The organism is Paracoccus litorisediminis, from assembly GCF_009711205.1.
Taxonomy (GTDB): Bacteria; Pseudomonadota; Alphaproteobacteria; order Rhodobacterales; family Rhodobacteraceae; genus Paracoccus; species Paracoccus litorisediminis.
The window spans coordinates 192,737-211,513 of sequence record NZ_WMIG01000003.1; the positions used below are offsets into that span (position 1 = coordinate 192,737).

General features: G+C 70.5%; 13 protein-coding genes. All 13 read left to right on the forward strand.

From position 1 onward, the window contains the following. Positions 1–2 precede the first annotated feature (2 nt). Genes GL300_RS09590 through GL300_RS09645 form a run of 13 tightly spaced genes read left to right on the forward strand, consistent with a single transcriptional unit; the run spans position 3 to position 18,615 of the window. Positions 3–1,157 carry a Pvc16 family protein gene (locus GL300_RS09590; RefSeq protein ID WP_155039404.1) on the forward strand — a complete coding sequence of 385 codons (1,155 nt, stop codon included), beginning with the start codon at positions 3–5 and terminating at the stop codon, positions 1,155–1,157. Next, positions 1,154–3,049 carry an AAA family ATPase gene (locus tag GL300_RS09595; protein ID WP_155039405.1) on the forward strand — a complete coding sequence of 632 codons (1,896 nt, stop codon included), beginning with the start codon at positions 1,154–1,156 and terminating at the stop codon, positions 3,047–3,049. Before GL300_RS09590 ends, GL300_RS09595 begins: the two co-directional genes overlap by 4 nt. After that, a complete protein-coding gene (locus tag GL300_RS09600; protein WP_155039406.1) occupies positions 3,046–3,315 on the forward strand; it encodes a hypothetical protein in 270 nt (89 codons plus the stop codon). Before GL300_RS09595 ends, GL300_RS09600 begins: the two co-directional genes overlap by 4 nt. Next, on the forward strand, positions 3,312–3,992 hold the full coding sequence (locus GL300_RS09605; protein WP_155039407.1) for a hypothetical protein: 681 nt from the start codon (positions 3,312–3,314) through the stop codon (positions 3,990–3,992). Before GL300_RS09600 ends, GL300_RS09605 begins: the two co-directional genes overlap by 4 nt. 13 nt (positions 3,993–4,005) lie before the next feature. Continuing rightward, positions 4,006–4,284: a hypothetical protein gene (locus GL300_RS09610; RefSeq protein ID WP_155039408.1), complete on the forward strand. Its 279-nt coding sequence runs from the start codon at positions 4,006–4,008 to the stop codon at positions 4,282–4,284. 2 nt (positions 4,285–4,286) lie between these two features. Then, positions 4,287–5,432: a hypothetical protein gene (locus GL300_RS09615; RefSeq protein WP_155039409.1), complete on the forward strand. Its 1,146-nt coding sequence runs from the start codon at positions 4,287–4,289 to the stop codon at positions 5,430–5,432. 10 nt (positions 5,433–5,442) lie between these two features. Further along, the gene (locus tag GL300_RS09620) at positions 5,443–6,171 is read left to right on the forward strand and encodes a phage baseplate assembly protein V (protein ID WP_155039410.1); all 729 of its coding nucleotides are present in this window, start codon (positions 5,443–5,445) and stop codon (positions 6,169–6,171) included. Positions 6,172–6,179: 8 nt separating this feature from the next. Continuing rightward, positions 6,180–6,656 carry a hypothetical protein gene (locus GL300_RS09625; RefSeq protein ID WP_155039411.1) on the forward strand — a complete coding sequence of 159 codons (477 nt, stop codon included), beginning with the start codon at positions 6,180–6,182 and terminating at the stop codon, positions 6,654–6,656. A gap of 11 nt (positions 6,657–6,667) precedes the next feature. After that, positions 6,668–7,066 (forward strand): GPW/gp25 family protein, encoded by a 399-nt coding sequence (locus tag GL300_RS09630; protein ID WP_155039412.1) that lies wholly within the window; start codon positions 6,668–6,670, stop codon positions 7,064–7,066. Then, positions 7,063–9,486 (forward strand): baseplate J/gp47 family protein, encoded by a 2,424-nt coding sequence (locus tag GL300_RS09635; protein WP_155039413.1) that lies wholly within the window; start codon positions 7,063–7,065, stop codon positions 9,484–9,486. Before GL300_RS09630 ends, GL300_RS09635 begins: the two co-directional genes overlap by 4 nt. Positions 9,487–9,490: 4 nt before the next feature. Beyond that, positions 9,491–12,004 (forward strand): baseplate J/gp47 family protein, encoded by a 2,514-nt coding sequence (locus GL300_RS26160; RefSeq protein WP_170297646.1) that lies wholly within the window; start codon positions 9,491–9,493, stop codon positions 12,002–12,004. Beyond that, entirely contained in the window at positions 12,001–15,267 is a 3,267-nt protein-coding gene (locus tag GL300_RS09640; RefSeq protein ID WP_170297647.1) for a phage tail protein, read from the forward strand. The genes GL300_RS26160 and GL300_RS09640 overlap by 4 nt, the downstream gene beginning before the upstream one ends. 42 nt (positions 15,268–15,309) lie before the next feature. Beyond that, complete coding sequence (locus tag GL300_RS09645) at positions 15,310–18,615, forward strand: hypothetical protein (RefSeq protein WP_155039415.1); 3,306 nt, start codon at positions 15,310–15,312, stop codon at positions 18,613–18,615. Positions 18,616–18,777 lie beyond the last annotated feature (162 nt).

Genomic DNA, 18,777 nt, shown 5'->3' on the forward strand with positions numbered 1-18,777 from the left:
CGATGGCGCGCTTTACCAACCTGCACGACGCGGGCCGCGCGCTGGCCGCCCATCTGCGGGCCCGGATTGCCCCTGCCTTGGCCGATATCACCGCCGCCCCGCCGATCGAGAACCCCGCGACGCAGGGCGAGGCGATCCGCATTTCCCTGTTGTGGGTGACGCCCCAGCCCACCCATCGCAACGACCCGTGGTATCTGGCCGAGGATGGCCAGCGCCGGGCACCGCCGCTGTCGCTCTCGGCCTATTTCGTGGTCACCGCCTATGGCAATTCCCCGGCGGGCGAACCGGTGCAGGCGATCAACCGGCTGGGTCAGGCCCTGCAGGTGATCGAGACCGCCCCCGACATCGCCCTGCCGATCCCCGCCGCGCCGAATATCGACCCGGTCCCCGGCTCGGGCCGGATGAGCGTGACGCTGGTCCCCGTCGCCGCCGACCTGATGGAGAAGATCTTTACCCCCCTCCAGATGCGCCACCGCCCTTGGGCCTTGGTCGAGCTGGGCCCGGTGCAGCTGGAACGCCTGCACGCGCCCTTGCCCCCGCCCGATCTGGTCGCGCCGGGCGGCGTCCGGCTGGCCGGGCCTGCGCCCCTTGCCCGCCCCGCGATCACCGCGCTGCACCCCGCGCCGCTGGGGGCGGGACGACGGCTGCGTCTTGACAGCGCGCAGGCAGCGAGTGCTACCGCGCTGCGCATCGGGGCCGAGGTGCTGGTCTTTGCCGATGCCCCCGGACCGGGCCAGATCGCGCGGCCCGACAGTCTGGGGCGGATCTTTGCGACCTATCCCGCCGCCGGGGCGACCGGGGCCGTCGATGTGGCGCTGATCGGGCCGGATGGGGCCTCGGATCCGCATCCGGTCAGCATCACCGCCGGGCTGGCGGCGCTGGACGCGCCCACGGACCCGCTGGCCACCGGCGCGGATCTGGTCCTGACCGGCGCGGGTTTGGCGGCGACGCAGCGGGTGTTCCTGTGGCCCGCGCGGGGCATCCGCTCTCCGCTTGAGGTGATCGACTTGGCCCCCACCACCGCCACCGCAGGGCAGGTCACGCTGGCACGGGCGCTGCTGGACGCGGCGGGCCTGCGCGCGATCCCGCATCTAGTCGCGCTGCGGATCAGTCAGAACCGCTTCACTCCGGCGGTGCTGCTTGAGGTCGCGCCATGACCGAGGCCCGCGCCCTTTGCCCCGGCCCCGCCGCCGCCCCCGCCGCCGACTGGATGCATCAGGCGGCACTGCTGGCAGTCCGACATCATCTGCAGGATTCGCGTGAGGATGCCTTGCCCGACAGCCGCGACGGCTGGTCGAACCGGCGCGCGGATTGGCAGGACTTGGCCGCTCAAGCCGCGCAGATGCCGCTGTCGCCCGCCGCATGGGCCGAGGCCGCGGCGCTGGCATCTGAGCGCTACCCCGATGCTGCGGCGGCGTTTTCGATCCTTGCCGACAACCCCGCGCTGCATCTGCCGACACCCGCGACTTTTGCCCGGATCGCGGTGGCCGGTCTGGGGCTGGATTATGACGCGGCGCTGGCGGCGGTGCTGGCCGCCGCCGAGGAGGGGGGCGCGCTGGAACTGGCCGCGCCGCCCGGCGCGACCCTGCCCGCCGCGCAATGGGGGCTGCGGCTGTCGGCGCTTGGCCGTGCACGCGCCTTTCGCCATGCCCCGCCGCCACGCGGGCGCTTTGTCATCGCGACCCATGCCCCGATCCTTGCGCGTGAGGCCCGCGCCGGGGCCCGCATCCTTGCCAGCGACGGCGTGCTGTGGCTGCGCAGCGCCTCGCGCCGGATGGCCCGGCAACTGGCCTGCGATCTGGCCGCCCTGACCCCCGCCAAAGGCCATGAGCTGATCGAGTTGCGCCCCGGCGAGGACATCCCCCTGCCCGAACCCGGCGCCGCCCCGTTGGTCGTCGATCTGTTCGCGCTGGATGCGGCCCCTCGGTTGCCCACCGTCTCGGGCGGGGATCTGGTGCTGCTGGCCCCCGACCGTTTCGATGCGGGACCGCTGCGGGCCGTGGATGCCCGCCCCTTTACCCCTGCCGAAAACCTTGCCGCATGGCAGGCCGCGGGCATCGACCCCGCCACTGCGGCCACGCTTGCGCCGCGTTTCCAGCTGACCCTGTCGGAACTGATCGCCACCCGGCATGAGGCCGAGATGCTGGACACCCTGTCCGACGCCGCCCCTGACCGCTTTGCCGCCGCCATCTGCGCGGCGGGCGCGCGGCGTATGGGGCCTTTCGTCACCACGCTGCACACCCGTGTCACGCTGACCGATCTGGTCGCGGGGCCTGAACCGATGGGCCAGCTGCGCGACGCCATCGCGTGGCGGCGCAGCCAGAACCGCGTCTGGACCACGATGGGCCTGCCCCGCGACGCGGGCGAGGCGCAGGGGCTGGCCTTGCTGTTTTCCGGCCCACCCGGCGGCGGCAAGACCTTTGCCGCGCGCTGTCTGGCCAATGAGCTGGGCTTGAACCTGTACCGGATCGATCTGTCGCAGGTGGTGTCCAAATATATCGGAGAGACGGAAAAGAACCTGTCGCGCATCTTCGACGATGCCGAGGCGGGCCATGGCATCCTGTTCTTCGATGAGGCCGACGCGGTCTTTGGCAAGCGCTCCGAGGTCAAGGATGCCCATGACCGCTATGCCAATATCGAGGTCGGCTTCCTACTGCAAAGGCTGGAAACCTTTAACGGCATCACCGTTCTGGCCACCAACCTGCGCGCCAATCTGGACCCGGCCTTTACCCGGCGCATGCAGTTCATCGTCGATTTCCCGATGCCCCAGCAGGCCGAGCGCGAGGCCCTGTGGCGTCGCAATCTGCCCCTTCCCGACTGGCGTGAACCCGATCTGGACATCTCCATGCTGGCCGAGCGGTTCCGCTTTGCCGGTGGCAATATCCGCAATGCCGCCGTCGCCGCCACCCATCTGGCCGCTGCCGAGGGCGCACGGCTGGGCCATCGCCATCTGGCCCGCGCCATCCTGCGCGAGCTGGAAAAATCCGGCCTGCCGCGCGGGGCCGAGGATCTGGGCCCGCTGGCCCATTGGCTGGAGCCCGCGCCATGACCCCGGATGTGTCCATCGACATCGCCACCCTGACCGTTGAGGGCGCCAGCCCCCGCGACGCCACCCGCCTGCGCGCCGTGATCGAGGCCGCTTTCGCGCAGGTGGCGCGGCAGCTTGCCGCCCGTCCCGGCAGCGGCCCGGCGCAACTGGACAGCATGCGGCTGGACCTCGGCGAAATCCGCACGCTGCTGGCCCCCGGTGCCGAAACCGAACTGGCCCGCCGTCTGGAATCCGCGATCCGCGCCGCATGGGAGGATGCAAGATGACCGACGCCATCAACTTCACCCGCGGCGCCTTCGCCGTCTACAATCCCGATGACAGCGCCGTCATGTCGGGCTTCATCCCCTTCCGCTTCAACCCCGAAAGCCTGACCCGGCAATTGCAACTGGAACAGGCCAAGTCGGAAACCGGCGGGGCCGCCGCCAGCGGCGGAGCCGCCCAGTCAGGCAGCGGCGAGCAGGGGGCGGATGCCTCATCGGGGACATTGAAGGAAAGCTTCAGCGTGCTGTTGCGCTTCGATCTGGCCGAGAGGGAGGAGGCCAAATCATCCCTGCCGGTCGAATTCGGGGTGCTGCCGGAAATCTCGGCGCTGGAGGAGTTGCTTTACCCCATCGAATCCGAATCCGAGGCCCCCTCGGACGGCAGCGAACCCGTCCGCGCCCGTGGCCGCCGCCCGATCGTCCTGTTCATCTGGGGCGAACGCCGCGTCGTTCCGGTCAAGATCACCGGCATGTCGATCGCGGAAACCTTCTTCAACGGCATGCTCTACCCGGTCCGCGCCGAGGTCGAGGTCGGGCTGGAAGTGCTGGGCGATGCCGAGGCCCGCGACAATGCAAGGGTGAAATCCTCGCTGGGTTTCACCGGCGCGAACCGCCGCAAGATGGCGCGGCTGTATCTGGATACGACCGCCGATCAGGGCACTTCGATCAACCTGCCGCAATAGAAAGGGCAACCGCATGGCCGTGGACCGAAAAAGCCGATACGCCACCGCCCCCCGCGTGCCATGGCAGCGCGCCGACGGATCGCTGGTGGAACTGATCGCGCCGATGCCGCGCCCGGCCCGCGCCGCCGTCTTTGCCGCCACCGCGACCGATATCGACCGGCTGGATACGCTGGCCGCTCGCTATTACCGCGACCCGCTGAAACTGTGGCGCATCGCCGATGCAGCAGCCGCCCTTGACCCGTTCGACGCGGTGGTGCCGGGCATGGCCATCGCCATCCCGCCGGACAAATAGCCATGGCCACACCGCGCTTTTCCATCCAGATCGACGGCAACCGGCTGAATGCGGCGCTGATGGGCCGCATCACCGGCTTTGATCTGACCGAGGCCGATGACGCGCCCGCCCGCCTTGCGTTGCGTCTTGGCCTGCGGCAGGGCGCGGACGGGACCTATGACCTGCTCGATGCCGGCCCGTTCGAGCCGGGGGCGGAAATCCGGCTGGTGCTGGCAGCACCCGGCGGCTCGGATCAGGCGATGTTCACCGGGCATCTGTCGCATCTGCGCCCGCATTTCGAGGAACCCGAGGCGAATTCATGGCTGGAGGTGCTGGCCAGCGACGCCGCCATGCTGCTGGCCGCCGAGGAGCGCGTCGCCAGCTACCCCGATGCGGGCGACAGCGACGCGGCCTCGGAAATCCTTGGGCGCTACGGGTTGCAACTGGATGCGCAGGACACCGATGCGAAACTGGCCGCCGATGACATGCTGCTGATCCAGCGCGCCGATGACTGGTCCTTCCTGCGCCATCTGGCGGGCCGCAACGGCTTTGTCACCTATTTCGAACCCGACCCGCAAAGCGGCGATCCCATCTGCCATTTCCACCCCCGCCGCTTTGATGAACCGCCGCAGCCCGACCTGACCATCCTGCGCGAGAATGCCAATCTGGACTGGATCGACTTTTCCATCGCGCTGGACCGCCCCGAAAAGCGGCTGGCCCATGCCATCGACGGCCCTGCCAAGCGTCTGGTCCATGCCTTGGGCGAGGCCGAGGATGAATTGCTGGGCGAAGCTTTGCTGGCGGGGGATGCGGCGCAGGGCTTGGCGCGGGCCGGGGCCACCGGATCGGTGCGCTTCCTGCGCGGGGGGCTGCCCCGCGACGCCGCGCTGACGGCGCATGCGCGCGGGCGCGGGCAGGCCGATCACCTCAGCGTCGAGGCGCGCGGCCAGTTGGACCCGGCGCGCTATCGCGGGCTGCTGCGCGCGCATCGCTGCGTGCTGATCAAGGGCGTCGGCGACCGGCTGGGCGGCAGCCATTACGTGCGCGAGGTCCAGACCGAACTGGCCGACGGGAACCTGCTGCAACGCTTCACCGCCGTCTCGAACGCGCTGGGACGGCGCGGGGCCGAGGAATTCGGCCAATCCGCAGAAGAGGAGCCGCCAACATGAGTAGCCCGGCATGAGCGGCCCCTCGAACCCCATCAATCCGGGCCGCGGGCTGTCGCCCGAGATCCTGCGCGCGCTGTCCGATCTGATCGGAGAGGCGGGGCGTGCGACATTCTGGGGCAAATATGCGGGCATCGTCACCAATCGCGACGATCCGAAATCCATCGGCCGGTTGCGCGCCCGCGTCCCCGAGGTGTTCGGGATGGATCAGGAGGCCGGTTGGGCCTTGCCCTGCCTGCCTTGGGGCGGCGGCAAGAACCGTGGCTTCTATGCCCTGCCCGAGGTCGGCGACACCGTCTGGATCGAATTCGAGGCGGGCGATCCGATGCGCCCGATCTGGACCGGCACCTTCTGGGGCGCACCCGAAAGCAGCGGCGGTCAGGACGATCTGGGCACGGAAACCGGGGCCGAGACCCCCGAAGGCCCGGATGGCCCGGCCAAGCCCGGCCTGTATATCCTGCGCACCAAATCCGGCCATGTCGTCAGCCTTGATGATGATGGCGGGCTGATCGTCATCGCCGAGGCCTCGGGCGCGGAAATCCGCATCTCGGGTCAGGGAGAGATCACGCTGAAGGCCGACAAGATCACCCTGGGCGATGGCGGCTCCGAGGCACTGATCCTGGGCAACAGCTTCATGCAGATGTTCAACAGCCACACCCATCCGACCGGGGTCGGGCCATCCGGCCCGCCTGCGCAGCCAATGACCTCCAGCCATCTCAGCCAAGTGTCCAAGACGAAATGAGGGTTCCCATGCCGCTGATCCCCGCGCTTTTGTCGCAGTCGCTGCAGGCCGACTGGCTGCCGCGTGATCAGGACGGGCCGTTTGCCGATGACGCGCAGGCCTCGGCCCGCGCGCTTGGCGGGGCGATTGCGGATTGGTTCGGGCAGGCGATGGCGGCGGGCATTCCCTGCGCCACCGCAGCCGCCCGCAAGGGCCAGTTGCAGTCGCAGCTGACCCCGGTGCTGCAATCGGGGGCGGCGGCGGCGATGGGTCAGGGGATCGCGCTGTCCTTCATGGCCTATGTCGCAGGCCAATCCTTTGGTCCCGGCGTCGCCGCGCCCCCCGCCGCCACCGCCGCTGCAGGGGCGGCGATCACGGCGGCGCTGTCGGACCTGCAATCGCCGCAATCGACCCGTGCCGACCTGATCGCGCAGGCCCTGCAATTGCAGGCGCTGTCCGCCATCGTTACATTCCCGCCGCCCATGCCGCCCGCACCTGTGACCTGAAGGGACAGAACATGTCGCCGCGCTTCATCGCCGATCCCTTTTCCCTTGGCCCGCCGCTGGTTCGCGCCGGCACCGGCCTGCGGCGCGAGGGCATCTCCGAGACCGGCGATTTCCGCACCCATGTCCGCGACCGGATCATGGCGGTCTTGTTCACCCGCCCGGCGGAACGGGTCATGCGCCCCCGCTTTGGCGCCGGGCTGGATGCGCAGGTGTTCCAGAACATCTCGCCTTTGGCGCTGTCGGCCATCGAATACCGCATCCGCGAAAGCCTTGAGGCGGTCTTTGGCGACGAGGTGCTGCTGGAGGACCTGACCGTATCCGAGGGCGAGGATCAGGGCAGCATCCTTGTCACCATCGACTATGCCCTGAAACGCGACCGCGCTCCCGAACGGCTTGAGGTGGTGCTATGACCGAACCCGGCGCCTATGGTCTGGAATGGTCCGAGGCCGAGATCACCCCCGGCTGGCAGGGCATTACCGCGCTTGGCTTTGCCGACCCCGCCCCCGCTGGCTATGCCGTGGAACTGCTGGTGACGCTGGCCAAGGCGGCATCGGGGCTGACGGCGGCGGATCTGGCGGTCTTTGCCCCGGATGGCAGCCCCTATCCGGCCGAGGCGCTGCCGGTCTCGAACGGGGACGGGCTGATTGCGGTGCGCTTTGCCGCCCTTGGCCCGCGCGGCGCGATGCAGGTGCGGCTGCTGTCGGGGGGCAACGATCCGCTGAACCCGTTCTTTGCCCGCTCGGATTTCGATTTCTTCATCGCCTGCCCGGCGGGCGATTGTCACGAACCCGACCCACCGCGGCCCCCGCCGGGGCCGCAGCCCGCCATCGACCTTGCGACCAAGGATTACGCGGGCTTTCTGAAGGTGATGCAGGATTGGGCGCTGGCCTCGGACCCGAACTGGGCGGCGGCCAACCCGGCCTCGACCGAGGTGATGCTGTCGGAACTGCTGGCCTATGCCGGGGAATTCCTGTCGCTGCATCAGGACCGGGTGATGCAGGAAGCCTTTATCGACACCGCGCGGGAACGGGTCTCGATCAGTCGCCATGCCCGCGCCTTGGGGCTGGCGCTGGACGAGGGCGACAGCGCCCGCGCCGTGGTCGCCGTCGATCTGCCTGCGGGCCGCGCCGGGTATCTGCCCGCCGGCACCCGTTTCGTCCGCGAGGAAGCCATGGGCCGGATCACCGCCACCTTTGTCAGCGCCGAACCGGCGCTGCTGGATGCGGCGTGGAATCCGGGGCTGGCGCGGGACACGGATCGCGGGCAACTGGCGCTGGCGGCATGGCCGGGCGCGCCCGATGCCGTCCTGCCTGCGGGCACGGCGCGCATCCTGCTGTGGGGCTGGGGCGCGAACCTGCTGCCCGGCCAGCATATCGCCCTGACGCAGGGTCGCGCCGCCCATGTCGCCCGCATCACCGATCTGGCGGAAATCCTGCTGCCCGGCTGGGCGGCCAGTCCCGCTGACCCCGCCCATAGCGCCCCGCGCGAGGTGACCGAGCTGCGGCTGGACCCGCCGCTGGCCCTGCCCTTCCGCCCGTGGTCCGATCCCGCGGGCGCGCCGATGATCCTGACCGCCAATCTGGTCGAGGCGCTGCATGGCGAACCGATCAGCGCCTCGAATGCCGAAGGCGCGGATCTGGGCTTTGGCACCGGGCGCGCCGATCTGGTCACTGCCACCGACCCGCTGACCGGGACGGTGATGATCCGCGCTCTGCGCACGCCGCGACCGCAGGTGCTGTGCGACGCAGGCCAGCCCTCGGTCCGGCTGACGGTCGGCCCCGACATCTGGCAGGCCCAGCCCTCGCTGATGAACTCCGCGGGCTTTGACCGGCATTTCGCGGTCGAAACCGAAGAGGACGGCTCGGTCTGGCTGATGTTCGGGGACGGCACGCGTGGCCATGCTTTGCCTTTGCCGCCCGGCTCGGATGGGGTGGCGCTGGGGGTGCAGCCCGCCGACCGCCGCATCCGTCTGGACTGGCGGCAGGGCGAACCCGAGGCCGGAAATCTGGGGGCCTTTGCCCTGACCGGGCTGCGCCCGCCCGTATCCGATGATGCGGGTGCGGCGGATGATTTCGCGACGCTGGCCCCCTTGGCCGCGACCAACCTCCTGCCCGCGACCGGCGGGCGGGGCCGCGTGCCGCTGGAGGTGGCGCGCGCCCTGATCCCGGAATCGATCCGCCATCCCGACCGCGCCCGCTGCGTCACCGCCAGCGATTACGCCCGCGCCGCCGAGGATGTGCCAGGCGTCGCCCGCGCCGCCGCGACCGCGCTGGGGGGCATCTTCAACACGGTGCTGGTGCTATGCGCCCCGGATCAGGGCGAGGCGCTGGACGGCGCCACCTCGGCCGCTGTTCATGCCCGGCTGGACCGGCTGCGCATGGCCGGGCGCGAACATGTGCTGGGCCAGCCCGATTACGTCGCGCTGGATATCCGCCTGCTGATCTGCCCGCATGGTCAGGCGGGCGCGGCCCTGATCCGCCGCGCGGTGCGCGAGGCGCTGGCGCCGGGTTCGGCCGTTCGGCCCGGCTTCTTTCACCCGTCGCGCCGGGGCTTTGGCGACCCGATCCGCCTGTCGGAACTGCTGGCCCATGTCGCGCGGCTGCCGCAGGTCGGCGCGGTCAAGGCCGAGATCTTTCGCCCGCTGGGCCGCGCCGGTGCGCCCGATGTCGCCCCGGTCATCGCCCTTGGCCCGACCGAGATCGCGCAGTTCCTTGGCGATGAGGCCCGCCCCGAAACCGGCCGCCTGTCCATAGCCGTGCTGGGCACCGACACCATTCCGACCGGCGAGGGCTTCGTCATCGCCGGTCCCGCCCCCGAAACCGCAGGGTGATCCCATGTCACGCCCGCCGATCCATCGCCCCGTCCCCTCGCCCCGCGATCCCGAACATTACTTCGGCCCGGATTTCACCGCCTTGGTCGCGCTGGCCGAAAGTGTCGCCCGCGATGCCCATGGGATCGAGATCCCCGCCAAGGGCCGCGGCCTTGCCCGCACCCTGATCGAGCTGCCCGCCCTGCTGGCCCATATCCTGGGCGAACATCAAAGCCTTTACGCGCGTGAGGCCAGCCCCGGCACCGCGCGTCTGGCCGAGCATCTGACCCGCCACGCAAGAAAGCTGGCCTATGCCCCCGATCCGGGGGTGGCGGCGGTGGGCCTTGCGGCATTCACCGTCAAGCCGGGCCTGTCGGGCAGCCTGCCTGCCGGTTTCGCGCTGATGACCTCGGCCTTGGGCGAAGAAAAGGCGCGGGTGATCGAGACCATCGAGGACACCCGCATCGACGCCGCATGGAACGCCATGCGCCCCGCCGATGCGGCGCTGGTCAATCCGGTGCGAACCGATCGCGGCTATCTGCAATTGCCGCTGAAGAAGCGCCACGGGCTGGCCCGGGACGAGGTGGTGCTGCTGGTGAACATGAACCGCGCGGGCCTGTTTCGCGTCACCGATCCGATGACGGATGCCCCCGCGCCGATGATCGGGCTGACATGGCTGGGGGGCGATTTCTTCAACCGGACGGGAACGCAGCAGGATTGGGATGCCGGCTACCGCCTGCATGTGCGGCCCAAAAAGACCTCACGGCTGTTTGGCTGGAACGCCGCCGCCCTGTGGCCCGCCAGCTCGCTTGCCAATCCCGCAAGTTATGCCGCCCCCGCAACGACGGCGACGGTGGGCACCCGCACCTATGGCTATGAAAGCCCGGCCAGCCCCGGCGCGGGTTTGATGTTGGACGACGCCATTCCCCCCCTGCCCAATGGCGCCTATGTCGCCGTGATCGGCCCCGCAGCCGCCACGCCCTATTGGGTCGAAATGAGTGGTGAAACCGTGGTCAGCTTCGTGCGCGGCGAGGTGACCGAACAGCCGCAGGTCTCGACCAATACGGCGGGCGTGGTCAGCGTCACCGCGATCCGCGTGGTGACGGAAACCCGGCTGTCGGCGCGGGTCAGCACGCTTGCGCTGAACACCATCCCCTTGGCCGCGTCGGCGCGGACATGGACGACATTCCCGCTGGACGCGCAGATCCTGTCCGGCTGGACCGAGGCGCTGGAGCTATTCCCGACCGTGCCGAATCCGGGCCCGCTGCAACCCGACATGACCATCGCCGCCGATCTGTCCGCGATGCGGCCGGGGCGGCCCGCGATCCTGCGCCGCATTTCCACGGGTGAGGCCCGCGCCGCCACCCTTGCCGCGCTGAAGGCGCCGACCAGCGCCGTGGCGCCGTGGCAGGTCAGGCTTGAGGTCGCGGGCGGCTTCCCCTCGGGCTGGGCGCTTGGCGATGTCGAGATCCTTGGCAATGTCACTCGCGTCAGCGACGGCGAGACCAAGACCGAGATCCTTGGCAGTTCCGACGGGGTGACGCCGCATCAGTCCTTTGCGCTGAAGAACGCCCCCGTCACCCGGCTGGCCGGGGCCGAGGGGGCGCAGATCGCGCTGGATGTGCGCGTCGATGGCGTCGCATGGCAGGGGGTGCAGGATTTCCACGGACAGGGCGCGGATGCCCGCATCTATGTCACCCAGACCGATGCCGATGGCCATGTCACCATCCGTTTCGGCGGCGAGGGGCGCGGCGCGATCCCACCCTCGGGGCGGCGCAACCTGACCGCCAGCTATCGGCAGGGTCTGGGGGGCTTGGGCAACGCCGGCAAGGGGCGGCTCAGTCGCATCCGCAAATCCTCGCCGCTGATCGAGGCAGTGACGAACCCGCTGCCGATCCTTGGCGGAACCGACCCCGCCGGGGCCACCGACATTGCCCGGCAGGCGGTGCGGCCGGTGCGGGTCTTTGACCGCGCCGTCTCGGTCGAGGATCACGCCGATCTGGCGCTGCTTTATCCCGGCATCACCCGCGCGCAGGCCCGCTGGCGCGACGGCACCGGGATCGAGCTGGTCGCCGCCGATGCCGAAGGCAACGGCCCCGCCGATCTGGCCGGGTTCATGGGGTTCATGGACGCGCGCCGCGACAGCAGCCTGCCCTTGCAGGTGGTTGCCCCCCAGCCCGTCGACATCACGCTGGCGCTGCGCATCGAACGCGACCCGGCATGGCTGTCCGAGGCCGCCCGCCGCAGCGCCGAGGAAGCCCTGCTGGGCGCGGCGGGGCTGTTCACATTCGCCGGGCGGGAACTATCCGCGCCGCAATCGCTGTCGGGGGTCTATGCGCTGTTGCTGTCGCGCCCCGGCATCGCGGCGGCCATGGCCACGCGATACCGGCTGGCGGGCGACCCCAGCAGCGCGCCGCAGCGGGTCGACATGATCCATGCCTCGACCCGGCAATGGCTGCGCCTGCTGCCCGCCGCGCTGGAGATCCAGATGCTGGACCCCGGCGGGCTGGACCGCGCGGCACTTGGGGGTGCGCCATGACCTATCCCTATGACCGCGATCATCTGGACCGCATGGCCGGGCTGCTTTACGCGCTGATCCCGGAATTTCACAAGCGCCGCGACCGGACCGCCGCCGCCTCGGTCCCGCCCGAGGCGCAGGAGCTGCGCGCCATGGTCGAGGCGCTGGCCGCACCCTTGGCCGCGATCCAGCAATCCATCGAGGAGCTTTACGCCGATTTCTTCGTCGAAACCGCCGGAGAGGCGATGCTGCCCGGCCTTGCCGCCGCCATCGGCCTTGACCCCGCCTTTCGCGACCCCGAGGCCAACCGCCGCGACCTTGCCGCCGCGATGGGCTGGCGCAGGCGCAAGGGCACGCCCGCCATGCTGGAGGAAATGGGCCGCGTGCTGCTGGACCGGCAGGTGGCGCTGGCCGAGGGCTGGAAATCGGTGATGCTGGTGCAGGATCTGAACCTGATCCGCACCAAACGGATCATCGCCGGTCTGCGTCCGGCCTCGGTCGCGGAACGGGCGCAGGGGCCGCTGTCGAACCTGATGCGGCTGATCGATCCGCGGCCCATCGGCCCGGATAGCGGCCATGTCCATCCGCTGCATCTGGTGCATTGGGCCTTTCCGACCCGGCTTTACCCGCTGACCCGCGCCGCCTGCCATGAATTGCCGCCCGGCGCGGGCGACCGCCGCTTTGCCTTTGACGCGGATGATGCGTGGCGGGCGCTGCGGGTGCGGGCCACCGGCTTTGACGACCGCCCCGGCACCGACCGCGTGCCGGACGGGCTGTTTGCCGAAAGCCCCGGCGACTGGTTCGGGCGCGAGGGGCGCTTCAGCATCCGCCTGACCGGGGTTCCGGCGGCGGCCTCGCCCCCCGACGCGCCGATCCTGCGCAATGCCCGCCGCATCCCCGCTGACAACGCCCTTGGCCGCTCTCCGGCCGAGGTGACGCTGATTGCCGCCGATACCGCGCGCTATTCGGGCGAGGTCGCGGTGATGCTGGTTTCGGCCCCGCTGGCAGGCGCGCTGCCCGATCTGGCGCAGGCGGTGGATCGGGGCGGGTTGGGCATTGGCCCGGCCGGGGCAGGCGCGGCACTGCCCGGCGCGGGGAATGTGGCATCAAGCCATGTCATGCTGCTGCGCCTGTCGCCCACGGGCGCGGCATCCAGCCGGATGGTGGGCGAAACCGTCATCAGTGTGGCGGGCTCTGCCGCCATTGCCCGGCGCGCCGCCACCGCTGCCGAGCTGGCGCAATCGGGCTATGCCCGCGGCGCGCTGTATCTGCGCATCCCAGAACGGCGGGTGACCGGGGACGTATATTTCTGGATCGGCGCCGATGGCAGCCTGCATGAACTGCTGGCGCTTGAGGGCGGCGATCTGCCCGCGCGGGCGCTGGTCTCGGCCCCGGTCGGCCCGGTCTGGCCCGAGACGGCGGAAACCGCCGAGCGCCCGCCCTTTGCGCCCTCGCTTGTCGCCCCCGGCGCGGCCCCCGCCTTGCTGCACGGGGCCGAGGTGCTGCGCGCCAATTCCGCCGGGCTGATCGGCGCGGGCGTGCGCAATGCGCTGGTGCTGGCGCTGGGATATTTCGCGGGCCAGCGCCGTTTCTCGCCGATGCTGCGGCTGCGCTGGAACGGGCCGGACCCGCGAACGGCGCAATGGCAGGCGGTGGGGGCGGACGGCGCACCGATTGCCGCAGCGGGCCTTGCCGCGCATCTGGCGGGGCTGGCGCGGCTGGCGGCATCGGGGCCGTCGGATCTGGCGCTGACGCTGCGGTTTGAATCCTCGGTTCCCGGCGCGATCATGGTGCCGGGCGAGCTGGCCTTTACCGCCCATGACGGCAGCGCCGTGCTGGTCCACCTGCCCGAGCTTGCCGCCTCGCAGACACTTGAGGCCGCGCCCGATGGCAGCGGCTTCTGGCCGCGCGGACCGGCCCCCCTGACGCGGCACAGCGTGGCGGTGCAGCTGGGGGCGGATGGCTCGACCTGGCTGGCCGGGACGACGCGGCTGATGCGGCGGGGCTTGGGCAATGCCGCCCCCCTGCTGGACCCGCGACCGCTGCGGCGGCGGCAGGCGGGCTGGCGGCGGCTTTGTCCGTGGCAGAATGAAACCGCCGTGGACAAACTGGAGCCGACCCGGCCCGCGCGGCTGGACATCGACCCGCGCTTTGGCCTGTTCGCGCTGAATGGGGGCGATCAGGTCGTGCCCCATCCCCCCGGCATGGGCGTGCCGCCCCCCGGCCCGGTCAGCGTGGACATGCAGATGGGCGCGACCATGCCCCTTGGCGCGCTGCCGCTTGACCATCGCCGCCATCTGGGCCTGCCGCTGCCGCCGACGCGGCTGGTGTCGAACATGGGGCATCTGGGCCCCGACGCCACGCCCGACCTGCTGGACCTGCCGCTGCACCGATCCCTTCACGCGGCGCTGCAGGCGGCCGGGGCCTCGGGGCTGGAGGACGAGATCATCGAGATCCGCGATTGCGGCTTTTACGGGGCCGAGGCGCTGGACTGGCCCGCGGGCCCCGCGCGGCTGGAAATCCGCGCCGCACCCTTGGTCTGCCCGGTGATCCAGATCGCCTCCAGCACGCCGGGGGCAGCGGGCTATGCGCGGCTGCGGCTGGCGGGGCTGGCCCTGACCCGCGAGGGTCTGGCCGAGGTCACGCTGGACCTGCCCCCCGCCCAGCAGGTCGAGATGGATTTCCTGACCGTCCTGCGCATCGGCATCACCCTGCGCGCGCAGCTGCTGGAAGCCGCCGGTGCCGAGCGCATGACCCTGCGCCGCTGCCTGCTGGGGCCGCTGCGCATCGACGATCCCGGCGAATTGCTGATCGAAGACAGCATCCTGTCGGCCGGAAATGACACCTCGCACGCGCTGGACGCCGCCCTGATCCGCACCGAGACCAGCCGCGTCACCATCGCCGGGCGGCTGGAAGCGCGCGAGGTCGAACTGTCGGACACGATCGTCACCGGCACGGTGCTGGCGCATGAAAGGTTCCGCGGCTGCCTGCGCTACTGCCTGATCGCGCCCGGCAGCCTGACCCCGCGCCGCCACCGGGTTCTGGACGCCGAACCGACGGGCCGTCCGATCCGCGCCCCGTTTGAGTCCCGCGACCGCCGCGATCCGGCCTTTCTGCGGCTGGATGCGGGCGGCGATGCTCGGGTGCTGCACGGGGCCTCGGACGGCGGAGAGATCGGGGCCTTCAACGCCGCGACCTTGGGCGAATTGCAATCCGGGCTGGCCCGGCGGCTGGCCGAACATACGCCCGCGGGCCTTCGAGCGGGAATCGTGACGCGGCCCTGACCGCTGCACAACTGGGACAGAAGAAGGAAAAGGAGAAGCGCCATGGAAGGGGATTTCTCGCGCGGGCACCGGCCCGATGCCAAGCGGGGCCGCAGCTATCGCCGCGTGCTGGCGCGGCAGGGTGCGGCGCTTCTGGACAGCGACCTCAATGCGCTGATGGATCTGGGCGACCGCATCGACCGGCAGGGCATCACCCATCTGGCCTGCGCGGCGGGCTCGACCGATCTGGGCTTTCTGGTCACGCCGGGGCGGATGCTGGCGATTTTCGACCCCGAGCTGGGCCAGCCCTTTACCCCCACCGCGCCTGCGACAGCGGTGCGGGATTTCTCGCGCAAGTATCTGGACCGCTTTCCCGGCCTGCGGATCAATGGCGGCGGCGGCAGCGTCGCGGTGACCCTGCGCGCGCCTCTGACCGCGGCGACCGCCTGCCGGGTCTGGCTGCGCGCCGATCAGCCGGTCAGCGCCACGGTCGGCGGCACGGTCATCGCCCTGCCCGGAGGCGGCAATTTCGCGCCCTATCCGGTCACCCTGAACGGCGCGACCGTGACCCTGCTGCCCGGCCCGCAGCCCTATGCGCTGGCCCTGATCGAGACCGCCGCCCCGGTGACTGGCCCCGCCGTGCTGAACTGGTGTGCGGGCGAATACCAGATCGGCGGCCTGATCGCGCCCGCCACAGACGCGGCATGGCCCGATCTGTCCGGCCCGGCGGGGGCGGCGATGCTGGCGGCATCGGGGGGCGCGGTGGGCGCACGGCTGGTTGCCTATCTGGAACTGTCCGAGCGCGTCGTCACCGCCATCGAGGACCCCGGCCTGCGTGAACAGGCGCTGGGACCGGGACGCGAGACCACCAGCCGCAGCGCCCTGCTGGCGCAGGTCAAGCTGGCGACCGTCAGCGGGTTGACCGACGCGGCGGTGGCGGGCGCGTTTGCGCGGCAGGTCCAGCCCTCGGGGCGGGTGACCTTCGGGACCAGCGCCGGGGCGGATGCGGCGGATCCTTGCGACCTGCCGGTGCCCGGCGGCTATAGCGGCACGGAAAACCGCCTGTATCGGCTGCAGGTGCATGAGGCCTCGGCCGCGATGACCCGGTTCAAATGGTCGCGCGACAATGCGGCGGGGCTGTGGCCCTGCACGCTGATGCCCGACCAGCCGCCCGGCGCGATGGTGACGCATGTGCGGGTCGCCGCCTCGGATCCGCTGCGCGCGGGCGATCTGGTCGAGCTGACCTCCGAGGCAGTGGAACGCGGCGATGCGACCCCGGCCAGCCTTGACGCCGCCGGTCTGCACCGCCCGCTGCGTGCGCAGGGGCGGCTGTTCCGGCTGGAGGGCGGGGAAATCGTCGCCGGTTCACAGCGCGAATTCCAGCTGCTGGACCCAGCGACCGAATTGCCGGTGTCACCCTTCGACCCTGCGCCTTTCGGCACGCTGGGGCTGAAGCTGCGGCAATGGTCGGGGCTGCTGGAACGGCCCGGTACCGGCGCGGCCAGCCTGACGCTGGAATCGGGCCTGATCGCCGATGTCACCGGCGCGTTCGAGCCGGGCGACTGGTGGCAGGCCGAGGCCCGCGTGCTGGCCCCGCAGGCCAATGGCCCCGCCGTCACCACCGCCCACGGCCCCGAACGCCAGTTCGCGCCGCTGGCTTTGCTGGAACGTGGTGCGGCCAATACGCCGCTGATCCTGCTTGCATGGCTGGACACCCGCTCGCGCAAGCTGTGCCAGCAAGAGGCCGATTTCACCGGTTATGACGGCGACCGCGTCGGCTCTGACGCCGATACCGTGCAAGAGGCGCTGGATGAGCTGTTCCTGCGCCTGTCCGACGGCTGCGGCGAAATCGCGGTGCCGCTTGGCGCGCCGGTTCAGGCGGTGATCGACACCATCCCGGCGGGGGGGTCCGCCCGGATCTGCCTGAACGCCGGGACCCGCACCCTGACCGAGACCATCGTGGTTGCCGACAAAGGCGACCTGATCGTCGGCGGCATCGGGCCGGGGACGGTGCTGACCGGCAACCTGCGCCGACTGATCCGGTTTGAGCGCTGCGCCTCGGTCGATCTGCGCGATTTCGCGCTGGCGGCACAGGGGACCGGCCCCGGCGCGGTCGTCGATTTCGTCGATTGCGGCGAGGTGCGGATGGACCAGATCCGCATCACCGCCGCCGGTCCGGTGCCTGCCGGGGCCTCGGCCGTGCGTCAGGTTTCCGGGACGGCGCGACCGACGCGGGGCTTTGCCATGCGGCGCTGCACGCTCTCGCTGGGGATGCATGACACCGGCGTCACCGCCAGCGATCCCGGCCATGCCGAGATCGCGGATAATGACATCCTCATCCGCCCCGAGGCGCTGAACTTCCCCGCCGCACTGCAGGCGGGCGGGCCGGTCCTGCAGGCGGCGGGGGCGGTAATGATGGACCGGCTGCATTTCTATGACGACGATGGCGGCTTTGATTTCGTCGGCGGGCCGTCCTTGGACATCGCCCTGCCGGGCTTCACCATGGCGCGGCACGGCATTGCGCTGAGCAACGCGATGTGGGGCCGCGACACGCTGTCATTCGGCACGCATGTCACGCTGGACGCGCATCTGTGGGAACATATCAGCGAGTTGAACCAGCCGCCGGGCGGCAGTTCCGAGCCGCCCGAATCCATGGATGACTTCCTGCAAGGCTTCCGGCAGCGGCTGGTGCTGACGCTGTTCGGACTGGGCGGCGGCGCGCAGATCCCGGCCGATCTGCTGGGCAATTTCAACACCGTGCGCAGCGGTCTGACCGCCAGCAACCAGACCATCCATGGCAGCGCGGGCATTGTCGTCGCCGCCAGCCGTGGCCCGAAACGCGCCGAGCCGCGCAACCAGCCCATCGCGGAACTGCTGGCGACGCCCGGCCAAAGTGCGCGGATCACCGGCAACCGTGTATCCGGCTTTGCCCAAGGGGTGCGGGTCGCTGCTTCGGGCAATGGCAGCGACCGAAGCAATTTCCTGTTCTTCGAAAGCGTCGAGGTCAGCGAAAACCGCATCTCGCTGCGGCTGCCTTGGCAGGCGCGCCAGCGCGGCGGCATCCGCATCGGCCATGCGCTGGGGCTGCGGGTCATCGGCAACCGGGTGGTCGATCCCTTCTATGTCGCCCGCTCGGATGGCGAGCCGCCGATAGGTCTGGATAGCGAGGGCATCCGCCTGTGGGGCTGGTATGGGCCGATGGTCGAAACCCGCGGCAATTTCAGCCACGGGGTCGCGGTCGGCATCCGCTGGCACCCGCTTGGCCGGACCGAGCCGCTATGGGGCCGCCCCGATGTGTTCATGCGCCGGTTTGACGCCAATGCCTATTCCGGCATGGGCCAGTCCAGCGAACCCGCAATCCTGCCGTGACGGAGAAAGGCTTTGGTCCCGCGCCCCGGAAATGATAGGCTGAAGGCGATGCGAAACCGGGCAACCGCAGACGCATCGACAACGATCATTGGTCGGCTGTTCGCCGTTGGGTTCAAGTCCCTGGGACAGGATCGGTCACAAGCCCGATCCTGTCTCTATTTC

Bases quoted from the DNA above. Each gene is read 5' to 3' on its own strand.
- GL300_RS09590 (WP_155039404.1), top strand. From the start codon at position 3: ATGGCGCGCTTTACCAACCTGCACGACGCGGGCCGCGCGCTGGCCGCC.
- GL300_RS09595 (WP_155039405.1), top strand. From the start codon at position 1,154: ATGACCGAGGCCCGCGCCCTTTGCCCCGGCCCCGCCGCCGCCCCCGCC.
- GL300_RS09600 (WP_155039406.1), top strand. From the start codon at position 3,046: ATGACCCCGGATGTGTCCATCGACATCGCCACCCTGACCGTTGAGGGC.
- GL300_RS09605 (WP_155039407.1), top strand. From the start codon at position 3,312: ATGACCGACGCCATCAACTTCACCCGCGGCGCCTTCGCCGTCTACAAT.
- GL300_RS09610 (WP_155039408.1), top strand. From the start codon at position 4,006: ATGGCCGTGGACCGAAAAAGCCGATACGCCACCGCCCCCCGCGTGCCA.
- GL300_RS09615 (WP_155039409.1), top strand. From the start codon at position 4,287: ATGGCCACACCGCGCTTTTCCATCCAGATCGACGGCAACCGGCTGAAT.
- GL300_RS09620 (WP_155039410.1), top strand. From the start codon at position 5,443: ATGAGCGGCCCCTCGAACCCCATCAATCCGGGCCGCGGGCTGTCGCCC.
- GL300_RS09625 (WP_155039411.1), top strand. From the start codon at position 6,180: ATGCCGCTGATCCCCGCGCTTTTGTCGCAGTCGCTGCAGGCCGACTGG.
- GL300_RS09630 (WP_155039412.1), top strand. From the start codon at position 6,668: ATGTCGCCGCGCTTCATCGCCGATCCCTTTTCCCTTGGCCCGCCGCTG.
- GL300_RS09635 (WP_155039413.1), top strand. From the start codon at position 7,063: ATGACCGAACCCGGCGCCTATGGTCTGGAATGGTCCGAGGCCGAGATC.
- GL300_RS26160 (WP_170297646.1), top strand. From the start codon at position 9,491: ATGTCACGCCCGCCGATCCATCGCCCCGTCCCCTCGCCCCGCGATCCC.
- GL300_RS09640 (WP_170297647.1), top strand. From the start codon at position 12,001: ATGACCTATCCCTATGACCGCGATCATCTGGACCGCATGGCCGGGCTG.
- GL300_RS09645 (WP_155039415.1), top strand. From the start codon at position 15,310: ATGGAAGGGGATTTCTCGCGCGGGCACCGGCCCGATGCCAAGCGGGGC.